The sequence below is a fragment of the Vibrio artabrorum genome, assembly GCF_024347295.1.
GTDB lineage: Bacteria > Pseudomonadota > Gammaproteobacteria > Enterobacterales > Vibrionaceae > Vibrio > Vibrio artabrorum.
In genome coordinates this window covers 3,051,652-3,068,077 of record NZ_AP025458.1, presented here as the reverse complement: position 1 = coordinate 3,068,077, position 16,426 = coordinate 3,051,652, and the positions used below count along the sequence as shown (strand labels likewise).

Sequence of the window (16,426 nt, the reverse complement as noted above, 5' to 3'; positions counted from 1 at the left end):
ATAGGCTTTGTGTGGGTGTAGGGTTGTACTGTTGCCTGAGAAGTATTCATCCAATGATAGAGCTCGATATGCTCACGGAATTGAAATGTTGCGTGAATAAGTTAGGCCTGAAGTGATTGTATTTATGTGATATTTCTCATTATCAATGGTAAATATGTAGATTGTGTGAGGCTTTGTTGCTTAATTCAGAGAGAAGACATGCCCGTTCCATCACGCTTGATTTTTAAACGATATACTGAGTTTCAGGCATACCAAGTCCTGTAAGCTTGTTCAGAGCTTTGATCATGGCGTAAGTCTCACCAACCTGAGCGTTGTAATTTCGGAGACTGAGTTTCCCACCCAACAGCTGTTTCACTCGATGCATTGCTGTCTCTGACAGCGAGCGTTTATGATAGCCATACTGCTTTTTCCAAGTCCTGTTGGAGCCGTATAGCTTCTGACAACCTACCGCTAAATTACGAGGATGCCCACGTTCCCAGAATGCCGCCCCTTCTCGTGGCGGGATGAGTGGAACCGCTCGCTTGATCCGTATAGCATCATAGCAACCCCTTGTGTCATAAGCGCCATCACCTGATATCTCAATGATTTTACGACGTGTCTGCTTTAGCAAGTTTGGGAGCACTTCGGCATCGGTTACGTTAGATAAACTCAGCTCTGCTGCGACTATTTCGTGGGTGTTTGTATCTACTGCGATGTGCAGCTTACGCCAGACTCTGCGCTTCCCATCAGTACCATGCTTCTTGACCTTCCATTCACCTTCGCCATAAACCTTGAGGCCAGTGGCATCAATGGCCAGATGTTGTATTGTTCCTCTGGTTTTGGTTTTAAATGAAACCTCAACTTCCTTAGCTCGGCGGCTTATACAGGTATAGTGCGGGCAAACAAGCGGGATGTTAGCCAGCTTCAATACTGAGTCTAGAAAACCTTGCAGCGCTCTCAATGGCAGAGAGAAAACGCGTTTCACCATCAGTGCGGTAGTAATGGCTAAGTCGCTGAATCGGCGAGGTCTACCACGCTTGCCTTGTTTGTTTTGCTTCCACTCGGCTATCGCTTCCTCATCAATCCAGAAAGTAAGTGAACCACGGTTTATTAGGGCTTTGTTGTACTGTTTCCAGTTAGTTGTTTTATAACGAGGTTTCGGCATAAGGCAACGAAGATTAGCTGATTTAGCCGATCAGATCGTAACTTTCTGATTTAGTTCCATCGAATTACGCAACAAAGCCCATGGACTGTTTAGTTCCCTATCATGCGACAGAGCCTAATTTAGTCAATACGCAACTCTTTCAGCATAGATTCTGGCAGTGCCAAATCATCATTCTTATTGACTGCAACGCCCGCTTCTAGAATGTTTTTCGCGATTTGCTTTGCCTCATCTAAAGAGTGCATTGCTGCTGTACCACATTGGTATTCATTCAGCTCAGGGATCTTGTTTTGACTTTCTACTTTCAATATGTCTTCCATTGCTGCAACCCAAGCATCCGCCACTTGCTGCTCTGAAGGCGTACCAATCAAACTCATGTAGAAACCAGTACGGCAACCCATTGGTGAGATATCGATGATCTCAACGCTATCACCGCTTAAGTGGTTGCGCATAAAGCCAGCGTACAAGTGCTCTAACGTGTGAATTCCCTTCTCAGAAAGGATGTCTTTGTTCGGTGCCGTAAAACGTAAGTCAAATACTGTGATGGTATCTCCCTTTGGAGTTTGCATCGTTTTAGCCACACGAACTGCTGGAGCATGCATACGTGTGTGGTCTACGGTAAAACTGTCTAATAAAGGCATTACATATCTCCTGATTGTAACCTCCAATACTTACACGTATTGGTCATCATTTCTATTCATTCCCCTTAACGTATTAGGGGGCTAAAAGAGCCAGCCGCTGTAGTCTTCTAATTCCTGACGACATTGCTTCAACTGCCCGCCATACGTCTTTGTAGTTTGCTCCACGCGTGTTGCAACTTTAATTAAGCTAGGTTTGCTTTTATAGGCCCCACGCTTATAGCCGCCGCGGGTTCTGTCACAAATATAGTTGGAGGTGTGTAGCCCCAGCACTTGTCGAATTTTCTGTTTCATTCATCGATAGCAGTGTTGTTTTTCATTGTCATCTATCACCGCTTCCTCTGGTAAGCCGTTTGAGCTACCGCCTTATTTTAGAAAGGCTTTGGCCGCTGCTTCATCACTAACTGGACTCAGATAATAAGGCCCTCTACCAGAGGCGAGGGCTTTATCGATTCTTGCATGACTCGGTTATTTGATGTCAGCGAAATCGCGTAGGATAGCTGCTTTATCCGTTGCTTCCCATGGGAACTCTTCGCGACCGAAGTGACCGTATGCTGCCGTCCGCTTGTAGATAGGTTGAAGCAGGTTAAGCATTTCTTGTAGACCGTATGGACGTAGGTCGAAGTTTTGACGAACCGCATCAATGATAATTTCATGTGATACTTTCTCAGTACCGAACGTTTCAACCATGATAGATGTTGGGTCAGCAACACCGATAGCGTATGAAAGTTGGATTTCACAACGGTCAGCCATGCCAGCAGCTACGATGTTTTTCGCTACGTAACGTGCTGCGTAAGCTGCACTGCGGTCTACTTTCGATGGATCTTTACCAGAGAACGCACCACCACCGTGACGAGCTGCGCCACCGTAAGTATCTACGATGATTTTACGACCAGTTAGACCACAGTCACCCATTGGACCACCAATAACGAAACGACCGGTTGGGTTGATGAAGAAGTTGGTATCTTTAGTGATCCACTCTGAAGGTAATACTGGCTTGATGATCTCTTCCATTACCGCTTCACGTAGGTCAGGTGTTGTTACTGAATCACAGTGTTGAGTTGAAAGAACAACAGCATCGATACCAACAATCTTACCTTGGTCGTATTGGAAAGTTACTTGAGATTTCGCATCTGGGCGAAGAAAATCTAGTTTACCACTCTTACGAACTTCAGCTTGTTTTTGAACAAGGCGGTGAGAGTAAGTAATTGGAGCTGGCATTAGAATTTCAGTTTCGTTTGTAGCGTAACCAAACATGATGCCTTGGTCGCCTGCGCCTTGCTCTTTAGGGTCTGCCTTATCAACACCTTGGTTGATGTCTGGAGACTGCTTACCGATGGTGTTTAGAACCGCACACGAGTTCGCATCAAAGCCCATGTCAGAGTGAACGTAGCCGATTTCACGAACTGTTTCACGAGTGATTTCTTCGATATCAACCCATGCAGAAGTCGTTACTTCACCACCAACCATAACCATACCGGTTTTTACGTAAGTTTCACAAGCCACGCGTGCTTTTGGGTCTTGCTCAATAATTGTGTCAAGAACTGCGTCAGAGATTTGGTCTGCGATTTTATCTGGATGACCTTCTGATACCGACTCAGAAGTGAACAGGTGCTTAGTCATGATAGCTCCAATCTTAAGGTTTACTCATGGCTAACTAACGCAAGCTTGCCACGAAAAATACAATATGTTTTGTAGGCATTTCTACATCTAGACGTCTATTTTCAATTTCCATGTTCGAATTACGAAAATGATTATTGGGTTTGCTAATATTCGATTATTACTGCTTCTGGTTGGCGTTTTTTCAGGCTTTCGTATGTTTGAGCTGCTAAATTTGACACGATCATACACATCATTACCGTAATTTGAGTTGTGCTGAATTGTTCTCCCATTACGGTTGCTCCTAGAACCATTGCTAGAATTGGATTGATAGTTCCAAAAAAACTTAACTCTGTAGTGGTTATCAATGGAATTGTGAATACGTAAGCCCCATATGCGATACAAGTTAAACCAATAACTAACCACGCCATTGCTTCCCATTGATGAAGAGATGAAGGAATAGCTGAAACATAATTAATTCCTCTTAAATTCACATCCCAATATGCAATTGGAAGAAGAATTACCCCACCAAATAAAAGCTTCCACGTCAATAATTTATACCAATTTATGGTCTTCATTACATGTTTAGTTACAATGCTGCCTGCAATAAGTGCAGTCATCGAGCCGATAAGCAAAATTACTGAAATCAAGCTAATAGATGTTGATGAGGTTAAGAATAAATATGAAGCCGCAACAATAAGAATTGCAGATGAAATAAATTGAACTTTTGATGGATGTACCTTGTGAGCGGCTGCCATAACAACAATGCCAATGACAGGAAGCGCTATCATTCCAACGCCTACCAGAGTACTAGGTAGGTAAAGAGCAGCAGCAAAAAGAAGACCAAAGAAGAGCGCTATATTTAGCAACCCAATCAATAACAACCAAGGCAATTCTTGCTTTGTAGGCAGAGTCGGTCTTAATGCTAGTAAAATAACTCCTGCTGGAAGCGCTCGCCAAACTGCTAACGCAAAAGGAGACCATCCTTTAAAAAAAGTTGTCAAAACTGCATAAGTAGTTCCCCATAACAATGGCGCCAATATCGCCAAAAGTATTTTCATTTCAATTCTCAATTAATGTTTACGTAAATATACTTTACATAAACCTTCTTGAGTAGTAAAGTCTTTGCTCAATTTAATTCTTTTGGAGAAATAGAAATGAAAGAGGGTGAGTACGCTATGTTTGAAGAAATGCTTGCTGTTGCAGACATAAAAATTAACGGCAATAGACCTTGGGACATTCAAATCCATGACACTGCCGTATTTAACCGAGTGCTAACAGATGGCTCTCTTGGTTTTGGCGAGTCTTACATGGATAAAATGTGGGATTGTGATGACATTGCTGAAATGATCTCTAGAGTACTTGCTTCTAAAATCGATAAGAAATTAGATCTAAAGAAAAAATTAGTTCTTGGAGCGCACATCGGAAAAAGCAAAGTAAAAAAATTCTTTAATCCTCAAGGAACATCTTTATCAAAGAAAAACGTTCAATTTCATTATGATATTGGCAATGATTTATACAAAGCAATGTTAGATAAACGTATGACATATACGTGTGCATACTGGGATAACTCAGATAATCTAGATGATGCACAAGAGGCAAAGCTTGATTTAATTTGCAAAAAGTTAGACCTAAAACCGGGGATGCGAATTCTAGATATCGGCTGTGGATGGGGCAGTTTTATGATCTATGCTGCTGAAAAATATGGTGTAACTTGTGATGGATTGACACTATCCGAAGAGCAAGCAAAGCTTGGTTCTCTCCTAGTAGATGAAAAAAATGTTCCAGTAAACTTTATCCTTAAAGACTATCGACTATATGAACCATATGAAAAATATGACCGAATAGTTTCAGTTGGGATGCTAGAGCATGTTGGTTCATCAAATTATTCTGATTTTTTCAAATGCGCAAATAAACTCATGAAAGATGATGCAATTTTTTTGCTTCATACCATCGGTTCTTTTGAGTCAACAACAACAAATGATCCTTGGATTCATAAGTACATATTCCCTAATGGTGAAATTCCATCATTGGCGCAGCTCTCTATTGCAATGGAACCTGCCTTTAACATGGAAGACTTGCACAATATAGGTCAGAGCTATGACCTGACTCTTTGTGCTTGGTATGAAAATTTTCATAAGGCATGGACGACAAAACAAATCGATTATGACGAACGCTTTTATCGAATGTGGAAATATTACCTATTGAGTTGTGCTGGCGCCTTTCGCTGTCGCGATTTAAGCGTGTGGCAAATGTCATTAACTAAAGTGGGAACTAAATCACCAAACGGTCGAAGAGTTGGGTGATATGCCACTGAATCCATTAACATTAATTAAGAAAACCATTAAGTATTTACCAATCTTTTTGGTAGACTTTTGTGTCATCTCAACTGGCATCGTCATCTTCTCGACTTTGATGTTTCAGTTAGCAGTAACTAAGTTCCAATTGCTAGTTTTAAAATACATATAGCGTCATAACTGAGGTGTGCATGAAAAATAATGGTAAAGACAAAGAAATATTTAGAGAGTGGATGGATATCAATCCAAATTTATCTGATATTGATGTTAAGTTGAATACTCAATTTGTCTTATTTTCTAATAACATAATTAATACTCGTTGTAATTTTTGCAAATCTTACGGTCTAAATACCTCAGAGTTCGACGTTATTGCAACATTATACAGATCCGGAGGTAAGCATGAGCTTACTGCAAAAGAATTAAAAGAGAGAACACTTTTACCCTCATCGGGCGCACTATCTAATCGCGTTGATAGACTTGAGTCAAAAGGACTGACCAAAAGACGACATGATATTCGTGATAAGAGAAGTGTAAAAGTAGCATTAACTAAATCTGGTTTGGAGCTTGTGCAAAAAATCCATCCAATATTTTTTGATGTGATGTCAGAACAGTTCTCTAACTTAAGTGATGATGATAAGAAATCTCTAATTAATATCATGAGTAAAATAACGTAATACAACAAAAAGGTCAGCTACATGCGCATGCGGTAGTTGTATAGGAGAAAGAAATGGAAAGAAAAAACTATTCTATGATAGTCGTCATTACTGGTCTAATTACTTTGGCCAGTGCGGTGTTCAACGCTGAGTTGTATGACGGAACTTGGTCAATGATAGCCACTGTTGCTGCTGCATTGTTGGTCCCCGTAGCAGCTTATGTTTTTAGGAACAATTTAACACTATCATTTTTAATCCCGCTGTTTTTCAACACGATTGTAGTTCGAAACGCCGATCAACATGATTGGACTGCAATTGGTTGGGTTGCAGCAGTAACATATATACCGTTGTTGCTACAGGCATTCATTGTTTTTAGAAAGACATATCTGGTTGAAGGTTCGACTGAAACTGCACTTAGCATGATCCGCATTTTTATCGGTTTGAACTGGTTGACGCACTGTACGGAAAAGCTATTCGTATCATCTCATGATGCTGGTTTAGTTGGATTCTTTGCGAATGGATTTGGTAATTTGGTGGTTGGTCACCCTCTTACCGATTCAACAGCAAATGCTCTAATTGTATTGGGCGGTATTGTTGAGTTTGCAACCGCTATTTCACTTGGTCTGGGAGTATTCTCAAGATTCGGTGCGTTTATGTCTGCATCTTACCTAGTTGTTGCTCAAATCGTTGGTGGTCACTTCTCTGTCGGTTATACGTGGATTTTGCCGGGAGGAGGCTGGGAGCTAGCATTTTATTACTTCATGGTAACTATACCATTCATGCTTCCGAAGGTTGGTGGTGCGGTCGCTCTAGAGCGATGGCGAGGCTGAATAGCAAGCTCTTTAACAATATCACAATGGGGGTTTTGACTCTATTCCAAGAGAGAAATGAGTTTGAAATAGGTGGATAGTTCAGGCTCGTGTCGGATGGATTAAACCTATATTTTCGGCAGGATCCAATCAACCAACAAAGCGTATTTTTGCAAAAAAGCGTTGTGATAATTCAATATTTTTCAAGTGTAAATAACACTTGCATATAAATTGCAACATGTAGAGAGTGTCATTCAGCAGACACATAGGAGTTACCATGATTGACGTAGTTGATCTGTCGCGGTTTCAGTTTGCACTGACAGCGATGTATCACTTCCTATTCGTACCATTGACTCTCGGTATGGTCTTTCTTTTGGCCATTATGGAATCGATGTACGTATTGACGAACAAGCAAATCTACAAGGACATGACCAAGTTCTGGGGTAAGCTGTTCGGTATTAACTTTGCACTGGGTGTGGCTACTGGTCTTACCATGGAGTTCCAGTTTGGTACGAACTGGTCATACTACTCCCACTATGTAGGTGACATCTTCGGTGCCCCACTGGCGATCGAAGCACTGGTTGCTTTCTTCCTTGAGTCAACTTTTGTTGGCCTATTCTTCTTCGGATGGGATCGTTTATCAAAACATCAACACTTAGCTGTAACCTGGTTGGTTGCTCTGGGTTCTAACTTCTCTGCACTTTGGATTCTTATTGCGAACGGCTGGATGCAAAACCCAGTTGGCGCTGAGTTCAACTTTGAATCTATGCGTATGGAAATGATGAGCTTCGCAGACGTTGTACTAAACCCTGTAGCGCAAGTTAAATTTGTACACACAGTCGCGTCTGGTTACACGTGTGGTGCAATGTTCGTTCTAGGTATTAGTTCTTACTACTTATTAAAAGGCCGTGATGTGGCGTTCGCTCGTCGTTCGTTCGCTATCGCAGCTTCTTTCGGTATGGCAGCAATCTTGTTTACTATCGTGCTAGGAGATGAATCTGGTTACGAACTTGGTGAAGTTCAAAAAGTGAAGTTAGCAGCAGTAGAAGCTGAATGGCACACAGAGCCAGCACCAGCGGCTCTCTCCTTGTTTGGTTTACCGAACCAAGAAACAATGAACACCAATTACGTAATTAAGATCCCTTACATAATGGGTATCATCGCGACACGTTCATTTGACGAGAAAGTAACAGGTCTACATGACTTACGTGAAGAGCACGTTGACCGTATCCGTACCGGTATATACGCATACGAATTGCTTGAAAAACTGCGTGCAGGCGACAAGTCTGAAGCAAACATGACTGCATTTGACGAAGTGAAAGGTGACCTAGGTTACGGTCTACTTCTAAAACGTTACACAGACAAGGTTGTTGACGCGACTGAAGACCAAATCCAAGCCGCTGCGGATGATTCAATCCCAACAGTATGGCCGCTATTCTGGTCGCTCCGTATCATGGTTGCGTGTGGCTTCATCATGCTATTCGGATTTGGTGCGTCATTCATCCAAACATGTCGTCAGAAGATCGAACAGAAACCATGGATTCTTAAAGCTGCATTGTTCAGTATTCCACTTCCATGGATTGCTATCGAAGCAGGTTGGTTCGTTTCTGAGTATGGTCGTCAACCGTGGGCTGTAAATGAAATCCTACCGGTACACGTTGCTGCTTCAGCACTGACAACAAGTGAAATCTGGACTTCACTATTTGCAATCCTAGCACTATACACCACATTCCTAATTGCAGAAGCATACCTAATGGTGAAATTCGCTCGTAAAGGTCCAAGCAGCCTGAAAACTGGTCGCTACCACTTCGAGCAAAACGCTGACTCTGTTGAAGACAAAGTTAGTCGCCAAATAGAAGCGTAAGACAAGGAGACAAAAAGGTGTTTGATTACGAAATCTTGCGATCCATCTGGTGGGTACTGATCGGTGTTCTACTAGTTGGCTTTGCAATTACTGACGGTTTCGATATGGGTGTGGGCGCACTTGTACCTATTATCGGTAAAAACGACACGCAACGTCGTGTAATGATTAACTCGATCGCACCTCACTGGGATGGTAACCAAGTATGGCTTATCACTGCTGGTGGTGCATTGTTCGCAGCATGGCCTTTGGTTTACGCGACATCGTTCTCTGGTTTCTACCTAGCGATGATCCTAACTCTAGCGGCACTTTGGCTACGTCCAATCGGTCTTGATTACCGTTCAAAGATTGAAGATAAAAAATGGCGTGACACTTGGGATATCTGTATCTCAATCAGTGGTTTCGTTCCACCAATCATCTTTGGTGTAGCGTTTGGTAACCTTCTACAAGGTGTTCCATTCCAGTTGAATGAATTCCTAATGCCAACGTACCACGGTTCATTCTTTGGTCTACTAAACCCATTTGCTCTGCTATGTGGTCTAGTAAGCTTGTTCATGATCCTGATGCAAGGTGCAACTTGGCTTCAAATGAAGACAACTGGCGAAGTACATACTCGTGCTCGTAACGTAGCTCAGCTTACTGGTCTACTAACAGTGGTTGCATTTGTGGTTGCTGGTTTCTGGATCCAAAGCATCGAAGGCTACGTTATCGTAGGTGGTATCGACACTGCAGCGGCTTCTAACCCTCTAAACAAAGAGGTTATCCGTGAAGCTGGTGCGTGGATGAACAACTTCGAAGCTTACCCACTACTATGGGCTGCACCTGTACTAGGTGTTGCTATGCCGCTTCTAGCTGTATTGGCATCTCGCCTAGAGAAGTGTGGTATCGCGTTCCTAACGTCAAGCCTTGGTAACGCTGGTGTTATCTTTACTGCTGGTATCGCAATGTTCCCATTCGTAATGCCTTCAGACCTAATGCCAAGCCAAAGTCTGACAATGTGGGATGCAACTTCATCTGAACTGACTTTGAACCTAATGACAGGCGTAGCGTTTGTTATGGTTCCAATCATCCTAGCTTACACGTCTTGGACTTACTACAAGATGTTTGGCCGCTTGGATGACCAGTTCATCGAAGAAAACAAAAACTCACTATACTAAGGAGCTATTACTATGTGGTATTTCGCATGGATTCTAGGTGTACTACTTGCTTGTGCATTCGGTATCATCAACGCTCTTTGGTTAGAGCACTCAGAAATGATGGATAAAGACAGTGAGTAACCTGGGGTTCTGAGCATTGGTATCTATACAAATTAGTCACATGTTGAGCCGTTGATTTAGTTTAACGTGAGATCGGAGAAGTGGCCCCCAATTTTCGGACATGACTTTAAGTGATTGATCTGTTGTGATAGTACCCAGAAACATTGGAACAGATTATGACTAGAAAACGTAGAAACCACTCTCCTGAATTTAAAGCGGCTCTGTCGCATGATAGGGAACTAAACAGTCCATGTGGTACTCAAATTGGTGTTTTTAACATTAACTCGAGCATTACATGGACTTCTCTGTAAGCTGGCGGTAAACACCCTATTGCAAAGCTTCACCATCACTAGTCTTCTCAATTTTTACTTTCATTGCTGCTTAAAACCTATTCTATTCACATAGTGGGGTTATGACACGTTTATGTTAGTACTAGAACCCCTATCAATTCATCAGTTGTAGCTGCCTTCTTTGAACCATTTATAGTATATACGACAATACGATGCTTGAATTGGCTTTGGTGTAGCAAAAGCAGCTTGCCACTAATTGGAAAGTGATAAGCTCCCAGCATACTAAATTCTCACCAAACTGATAAGAAAAGGTAGGCCAAACCAAATATTTATCAGTAAAGTATGACGGCTAAGTGAGATAGCTTAGAGATAGGCACAACCAATATAGAGCAACCTGTCTAGATTGTGTGCTCCATATAATGTTTGATATTCAATGGGTTTTTCTGATGTGATCGCTCAATACTCAAATCCCTCCGTTTAGGTAACGATTTTCCATAAAACCTCAAATCAGTACATATAAAGTATGCATAAGTAACACTTTTTTGTGTTATCTCTTTGTAAGCCTTGTCTGGCAGTATTTATAATACTTTTAGTAAAAAACTAGGTGACGCTAGACGTGTAGAAATAGCGGCGGCCGGTAACCATAATTTACTCTTTCTCGGCCCCCCCGGAACTGGCAAGACGATGTTAGCTTCACGATTGCGTGATTTATTGCCTGAGATGAGCAACGAAGAGGCAATGGAAACGGCCTCCGTTGCTTCGTTAACGCAACAAGAGATCAATCAATACAACTGGAAACAAAGACCTTTTCGAGCTCCTCATCATTCGAGTTCGATGGCGGCATTAGTGGGGGGAGGGTCAATCCCTCGCCCTGGAGAGATCTCTTTGGCACACAATGGTCTGCTGTTTCTTGATGAGATGCCCGAGTTTGAACGTAAGGTGCTTGATTCACTGCGAGAACCTTTGGAATCTGGTGAGATCATTATTTCACGTGCGGCAGGTAAGACGCGTTTTCCAGCTCGATTTCAGTTAATAGGGGCACTGAACCCGAGCCCTACGGGATACTACGAAGGGAATCAGGCGCGTGCTAATCCACAGATCATTTTACGTTACCTCAATCGGTTGTCTGGCCCATTGCTTGACCGTTTTGATATGTCTTTGGAGATCCCCTTATTACCCAAAGGGATGCTAGCTGAGGGCGGTGATCGTGGAGAAACCACCCATGAGGTTCAACAGAGGGTAAAGCAGGCTCGTGAGTTGATGTTGTCTCGAAACCATAAGTCGAATGCATTGCTTGGTAGTCGAGAAATTGAAAAGTATTGTCCATTAAAACGCGAAGATGCTGAGTTCCTAGAAACGGCACTGCATCGACTGGGATTGTCGATTCGTGCTTATCATCGAATTATTAAAGTTGCTCGGACGATTGCTGACCTTGATGGCAATCAACAGATTGAAAAAAAACACTTATCGGAAGCGCTTGGCTACCGAGCGATGGATAGATTATTGAAGCAACTTACGGCTCAGGCTGTGTAGTGGAAAGAAGCCTGCATTATGCAGGCTTTTACTGTTGTGAGCGAGATGCTGCTCGTGATCAGAACTTGTAGTTCAGGCCGACTGAAACGAGGTATTGTGATTCATCGTAGAAGGTTATATTTGATTCGCTGGTGCCGTAACCGGCAAGAGAGACAAACGACCAGTTTTCCCAGTTCATGAATTGGTCATACTCATAGGCGGCGAATAGGTTGATGTTGTCGTCGTTGCGTTTCTTATCATAAATTGGGTTGCGGGCATCGTAATATCGTTGGTTGTATCCTGCCGTCAATGCGTACTGATGACGACCCAAGCCACCAAACAAGCTTACCTCACCACCGAATTGGTCGTAAGACTCAGCTTTACCGTCGGCAGCTCTTGTTTGGTAGATGATCGATGGGATAAGCATCATGGTACGACTTAGTGGCAGGCGGTATTGACCTTTCAAATAGAGAGTATTTGCATCTCGTTTGAGCTCTTGCTCTTGAATATCATCCTTGTCGACATCTTTGGTCGCATAGGCCATGTCTAACGAGAAAGCGGAGCCCGCAATACTACTGAGCTTCAAACGAAAGGCATTACCCGTTTCATCGGTTTTCGTGCGAGGTGATGCCGTATTGTATGGATCGGCCCAAGTTTCTCCTGACATGATGGTTGGCAGAACGGAAGCGTCGATGATCATGCCTGACTCTCGTTGATATTTATAGCCAACCTCTAGCACGACAGTACCGGTTGCCACGTCGTCACGAGCAGTCCCTGTATAGACCTGATGGTTTAGTTTCTCACCGAAGGTGTAAGCCACTGTGCCTAAAGGTGCGACAATAAATGTTCTCTCTGAAGAGGCTTTTTGTGTATTGGATAAGAGGGTGCTATCAGCGTTGGGATTAAAATTTGAGGTGGAAGAGGTTACCCCAGTATTGATAGATATTTCACCACTAAAACCTTGTTCGTCCGCAAGTTTAGCAAAGGCTGGTGAAGCCGCCGTGCTGATTGCGAGCAGTGTAATTTTTATTTTTATTTTCATTTTAGGGCTCCTTGCCCACCGATTCTTAGAATGGCGATTAATGAGAGTGAAGCGATCTGTTCCCTTGTTGGTTTTTCTTTATTCTGATTTTTGAATCAATAAAAAGGAAGCCGAAGCTTCCTTAATTAAGAGATTATTTTTTCAATAGGAAGTTAACCAACTCAAAATATTCATCTAGACTGTTGATACTTTGTGCATTAACCAAGTAATGGTTATTGACAACAACAGATGGAACGCCTGAAAGACCGCTATCTTTGAATGCTTTGTCGAAGCGACGAACCATTGAATCTACCGCAAAGCCATTATATGCAGCATCGAATTTTTTGGCATCGATACCTTCGTCTAGGAAAATTTGACGAAGCTCTTTCTCATCTCGTGGAGGTTTGTTCATATTGTGGATACGGTTAAACATCACCGGTATCATTTTGTCTTCAACTTTTAGTGCAATCATGGTCGCGTAAGCTTTGCTCATCGGTAATCCCATATTACCGCCCATGAATGAAACATGATTTTTTTGTAGCTTAGCGTCTTTAGGTAACTGCTGTTTTAACTGCTGGATGATAGGTTCAAAGCTATTACAGTGCGGGCAGTAAAAAGAGAAAAACTCCGTCACGACTGGGTGCTTTGACGCTTCCAGATCGAGGACTTTATAGTGTTCACCTTCGTTAAATTTCGCAGCATGCGCTGAAAGGCTTAACATGATCAATGAGAAAAATGCGAAGAGCTTTTTCATTTATTCAATCTCCATTATGTTTGAATTTTTATCTAGTTGTATGTTGCGGTTATTGTTACCACTGAGGCATTAACGAAAGTGGTGGTTCTTGCAGGGTAGCAATTTGCTCTTTACAAGCAAGTACTTGTTGCTCCCAATACTTAGGATCATTAAACCAAGGGAAGGCCAAAGGAAAAGCAGGATCGTGCCATCTTTTCGCTAGCCATGCCATGTAGTGCACCATACGTAGACCGCGTAGAGGTTCGATTAGTTTCAGTTGTGATGGATTAAAGTCACAAAACTCCTGATAACTCTCTAACAAGATATCCAGTTGCATCAGCTTGTCTTGGCGTTCACCGTTTAGCAGCATCCACAGATCTTGTATTGCAGGGCCGTTACGCGAATCATCAAGATCGACGAACATTGGTCCATCGCGCCACAAGATATTACCTGGGTGGCAGTCACCATGCAGTCGAATGTTTTCAGTGTTGGTTGGCCACTGGCTCTCGATCTCTTTGATTAGAAGGTCGATGTCATTAAAGAAGGCGTTTTCTAGATGTGTCGGGATGAATTGAGAGTTTTCTAATATCTGACGTGGTTGATACAAATACTCGTCAAGACAGATGGTTGGGCGATGTTGAAATGTTCTTCCAGCGCTCGCCTTATGAATTCGGCCGAGGAAACGTCCTACGCCTTCTAGCTGATCCAGATTATCGACTTCATACTGTCGACCGCCAACGCTTTCAAACAGCGTAAACAGATAGCCTTGATATTCATGCAGGGTTGCACCGTTCACGCGCATTGGCGGCGCAATGGGCATCTCCTGTTCTATCAGTTCTAATGCGAAGTCGTGTTCTTCTTGGATTTGCGCTTTGTTCCAACGCTGTGGGCGATAAAATTTAACGACGTAGCGTTTGCGGTCTTCATCGGTGAATTGATACACCCGGTTTTCGTAGCTGTTAAGAGCGAGAAGCCCGGATTCAGCGCGCACCCCAATACTCTCCAGTGCGTACCACATGAAGTCAGGGGTCAGTTTATCAAAGTTAAAGGCTTGCATCGTCATAGAATAAAAAAGGCTCATTGCTGAGCCTTTTTCCATTTGTTGGGGTGTTATACCAAACACTAAGGTGATTGGTATCAGAGCTGCTTAATAAAGCGGCTTTCGACTTCCATCGTAAACTCTTCATTATCCGAGAGTATAAACTGAATTGTCGAAACGGGTGAGCTCAGTTTTTCTGGGTCGACCCCTAAACTGATCGGTAAGTTTAAAACCTCGCCAGGGTCAACGGTGATGGTTTGCTTACCGTACCAGGTTGATTCTGGAAGCCCACTCACGTCAAGCTTATATTCTTGCTCTTGCTGGGTTTTGTTGATCACTTTTAGGGTGTAGGTGTTTTCAACGAGTCCTTGATTATTGACTCTGAACAGTTGATTTCTATCTCGCAGTACGCTCAGTCCTGCTGGATCAACACTCGCAATTTGAGCGAAGAACAAGCCGAGCATAATGATTAATATCGTTCCATAGCCAAGCAATTTAGGACGCATAACCTTCGTTGAGTGTCCTTCAAGCCTGTGCTCAGTCGTGTAGCTGATCAGGCCTTTGTCGTAGCCCATGCGTTCCATGGTGTTGTCACAGGCATCAATACAGGCGCCACAGTTAATGCACTCGTATTGCAGGCCGTCACGGATATCGATTCCGGTAGGGCACACTTGTACACACAGATTGCAGTCAATACAGTCACCAAGACCCAGTGTCTTGGGATCGGCTTTACGGGAGCGAGGCCCTCGGCTTTCACCTCGCTTGGTATCGTAACCGACGATAAAGGTGTCTTTATCAAACATGGCAGATTGAAAGCGAGCGTAAGGGCACATGTGTAGGCAAACGATTGAACGCATCCACCCCGCATTCGCATAAGTACATCCTGCAAAGAACAGTACCCAGAATACCGGCCAGAAAGGCAAGTTAAAGGTAAAGAAGCCAACCACTAACTCTTTGATTGGGATAAAGTAACCAACAAAGGTTAAGCCCGTCGCGATAGCTATCACCCACCATGCAATGTGTTTGAGGGTTTTTCTGAGGATTAAATAACTCGTCAGTTTGCCCGAGTCTTGTTTTCTTCGTTTGTTTGCTGCCCCTTCTAGTTTCTCTTCGAACCAGATGTACATGAAGGTCCATACGGTTTGTGGGCAAAGGTAACCACACCAAACTCGGCCTAAAAAGGTGGTGATAAAAAACAGGCCGAATGCGGCAATCATGAATACGATCGCGAGTAGGGTAAGATCTTGTGGGTAGAGCGTGGTGCCAAAGAAGTTGAACTGCTGGTTACCGATATCGAGTAAGATCGCTTGCCGTTCACCAAATGGAATCCATGGAATAAGCGCAAAAAGTAAAAGTAAGAACCAACCGCCATAGCGACGCAGTTGTTGGAATTTACCTTTGCTTTCTCGAACATAGATTCGGTTACTTGGGTTAAATCGATCGCCATTACCTTTATGTGTTTTAGGATTAAAGGTTTTAGGCGTCACATCTTTGATATCGATTTTATCCTGACTCATGAATTATCCTTTTTGTGGCTGTTTTCCCTGTTAAATCGGGCATGACGACATGGCTTGAAC

General features: G+C 42.9%; 14 protein-coding genes and 2 pseudogenes. 7 read left to right on the top strand and 9 right to left on the bottom strand.

All coding sequences use genetic code 11. The features are described from left to right. Positions 1–223: 223 nt before the first annotated feature. From OCU36_RS13935 to OCU36_RS13915, 5 genes and pseudogenes are all read right to left on the bottom strand, one after another. Complete coding sequence (locus tag OCU36_RS13935; RefSeq protein ID WP_261838464.1) at positions 224–1,144, bottom strand: IS5 family transposase; 921 nt, start codon at positions 1,142–1,144, stop codon at positions 224–226. Positions 1,145–1,263: 119 nt separating this feature from the next. Next, complete coding sequence (luxS, locus tag OCU36_RS13930) at positions 1,264–1,782, bottom strand: S-ribosylhomocysteine lyase (RefSeq protein WP_261838463.1); 519 nt, start codon at positions 1,780–1,782, stop codon at positions 1,264–1,266. Positions 1,783–1,863: 81 nt separating this feature from the next. Continuing rightward, positions 1,864–2,010: pseudogene (locus OCU36_RS13925) on the bottom strand (transglycosylase SLT domain-containing protein); the annotation flags it as partial. Between the two features lie 237 nt (positions 2,011–2,247). Beyond that, positions 2,248–3,402: a methionine adenosyltransferase gene (gene metK, locus OCU36_RS13920; RefSeq protein ID WP_261838462.1), complete on the bottom strand. Its 1,155-nt coding sequence runs from the start codon at positions 3,400–3,402 to the stop codon at positions 2,248–2,250. A 143-nt stretch (positions 3,403–3,545) separates the two neighbouring features. After that, complete coding sequence (locus OCU36_RS13915) at positions 3,546–4,439, bottom strand: DMT family transporter (RefSeq protein ID WP_261838461.1); 894 nt, start codon at positions 4,437–4,439, stop codon at positions 3,546–3,548. 96 nt (positions 4,440–4,535) lie between these two features. On the opposite strand from OCU36_RS13915, the gene cfa reads away from it, so the two are divergent. From cfa to OCU36_RS13880, 7 genes and pseudogenes are all read left to right on the top strand, one after another. Next, positions 4,536–5,684, top strand: a complete 1,149-nt coding sequence (gene cfa, locus OCU36_RS13910) for a cyclopropane fatty acyl phospholipid synthase (RefSeq protein ID WP_261838460.1) — start codon at positions 4,536–4,538, stop codon at positions 5,682–5,684. Positions 5,685–5,866: 182 nt separating this feature from the next. Next, a complete protein-coding gene (locus OCU36_RS13905) occupies positions 5,867–6,349 on the top strand; it encodes a MarR family winged helix-turn-helix transcriptional regulator (RefSeq protein WP_261838459.1) in 483 nt (160 codons plus the stop codon). Between the two features lie 53 nt (positions 6,350–6,402). Continuing rightward, positions 6,403–7,158 (top strand): DoxX family protein, encoded by a 756-nt coding sequence (locus OCU36_RS13900; RefSeq protein WP_261838458.1) that lies wholly within the window; start codon positions 6,403–6,405, stop codon positions 7,156–7,158. A 256-nt stretch (positions 7,159–7,414) separates the two neighbouring features. Further along, positions 7,415–9,001 (top strand): cytochrome ubiquinol oxidase subunit I, encoded by a 1,587-nt coding sequence (locus OCU36_RS13895; RefSeq protein ID WP_261838457.1) that lies wholly within the window; start codon positions 7,415–7,417, stop codon positions 8,999–9,001. 17 nt (positions 9,002–9,018) lie between these two features. Continuing rightward, complete coding sequence (gene cydB / locus OCU36_RS13890) at positions 9,019–10,155, top strand: cytochrome d ubiquinol oxidase subunit II (RefSeq protein WP_261838456.1); 1,137 nt, start codon at positions 9,019–9,021, stop codon at positions 10,153–10,155. Between the two features lie 12 nt (positions 10,156–10,167). Continuing rightward, complete coding sequence (cydX, locus tag OCU36_RS13885; RefSeq protein WP_000270284.1) at positions 10,168–10,275, top strand: cytochrome bd-I oxidase subunit CydX; 108 nt, start codon at positions 10,168–10,170, stop codon at positions 10,273–10,275. An 881-nt stretch (positions 10,276–11,156) separates the two neighbouring features. Beyond that, positions 11,157–12,077, top strand: a pseudogene (locus OCU36_RS13880) (YifB family Mg chelatase-like AAA ATPase); the annotation flags it as partial. Between the two features lie 58 nt (positions 12,078–12,135). Here the strand turns inward: OCU36_RS13880 and OCU36_RS13875 are convergent. From OCU36_RS13875 to ccoG, 4 genes are all read right to left on the bottom strand, one after another. Next, the gene (locus tag OCU36_RS13875; protein WP_261839745.1) at positions 12,136–13,092 is read right to left on the bottom strand and encodes a DUF2860 domain-containing protein; all 957 of its coding nucleotides are present in this window, start codon (positions 13,090–13,092) and stop codon (positions 12,136–12,138) included. A 139-nt stretch (positions 13,093–13,231) separates the two neighbouring features. Next, complete coding sequence (locus OCU36_RS13870; RefSeq protein WP_261838455.1) at positions 13,232–13,831, bottom strand: thiol:disulfide interchange protein DsbA/DsbL; 600 nt, start codon at positions 13,829–13,831, stop codon at positions 13,232–13,234. A gap of 55 nt (positions 13,832–13,886) precedes the next feature. Beyond that, positions 13,887–14,873, bottom strand: a complete 987-nt coding sequence (locus OCU36_RS13865) for a serine/threonine protein kinase (protein WP_261839744.1) — start codon at positions 14,871–14,873, stop codon at positions 13,887–13,889. 74 nt (positions 14,874–14,947) lie between these two features. Beyond that, positions 14,948–16,366 (bottom strand): cytochrome c oxidase accessory protein CcoG, encoded by a 1,419-nt coding sequence (ccoG, locus tag OCU36_RS13860; protein WP_261838454.1) that lies wholly within the window; start codon positions 16,364–16,366, stop codon positions 14,948–14,950. Positions 16,367–16,426: the final 60 nt, after the last annotated feature.

What these genes read in the sequence shown, in the direction of transcription:
- OCU36_RS13900 (WP_261838458.1), top strand. Translation starts at nt 6,403, where the DNA reads ATGGAAAGAAAAAACTATTCTATGATAGTCGTCATTACTGGTCTAATT.
- OCU36_RS13915 (WP_261838461.1), bottom strand. Translation starts at nt 4,439, where the DNA reads ATGAAAATACTTTTGGCGATATTGGCGCCATTGTTATGGGGAACTACT.
- cfa (WP_261838460.1), top strand. Translation starts at nt 4,536, where the DNA reads ATGAAAGAGGGTGAGTACGCTATGTTTGAAGAAATGCTTGCTGTTGCA.
- OCU36_RS13865 (WP_261839744.1), bottom strand. Translation starts at nt 14,873, where the DNA reads ATGACGATGCAAGCCTTTAACTTTGATAAACTGACCCCTGACTTCATG.
- cydX (WP_000270284.1), top strand. Translation starts at nt 10,168, where the DNA reads ATGTGGTATTTCGCATGGATTCTAGGTGTACTACTTGCTTGTGCATTC.
- ccoG (WP_261838454.1), bottom strand. Translation starts at nt 16,366, where the DNA reads ATGAGTCAGGATAAAATCGATATCAAAGATGTGACGCCTAAAACCTTT.
- luxS (WP_261838463.1), bottom strand. Translation starts at nt 1,782, where the DNA reads ATGCCTTTATTAGACAGTTTTACCGTAGACCACACACGTATGCATGCT.
- OCU36_RS13935 (WP_261838464.1), bottom strand. Translation starts at nt 1,144, where the DNA reads ATGCCGAAACCTCGTTATAAAACAACTAACTGGAAACAGTACAACAAA.
- metK (WP_261838462.1), bottom strand. Translation starts at nt 3,402, where the DNA reads ATGACTAAGCACCTGTTCACTTCTGAGTCGGTATCAGAAGGTCATCCA.
- OCU36_RS13870 (WP_261838455.1), bottom strand. Translation starts at nt 13,831, where the DNA reads ATGAAAAAGCTCTTCGCATTTTTCTCATTGATCATGTTAAGCCTTTCA.
- OCU36_RS13905 (WP_261838459.1), top strand. Translation starts at nt 5,867, where the DNA reads ATGAAAAATAATGGTAAAGACAAAGAAATATTTAGAGAGTGGATGGAT.
- OCU36_RS13895 (WP_261838457.1), top strand. Translation starts at nt 7,415, where the DNA reads ATGATTGACGTAGTTGATCTGTCGCGGTTTCAGTTTGCACTGACAGCG.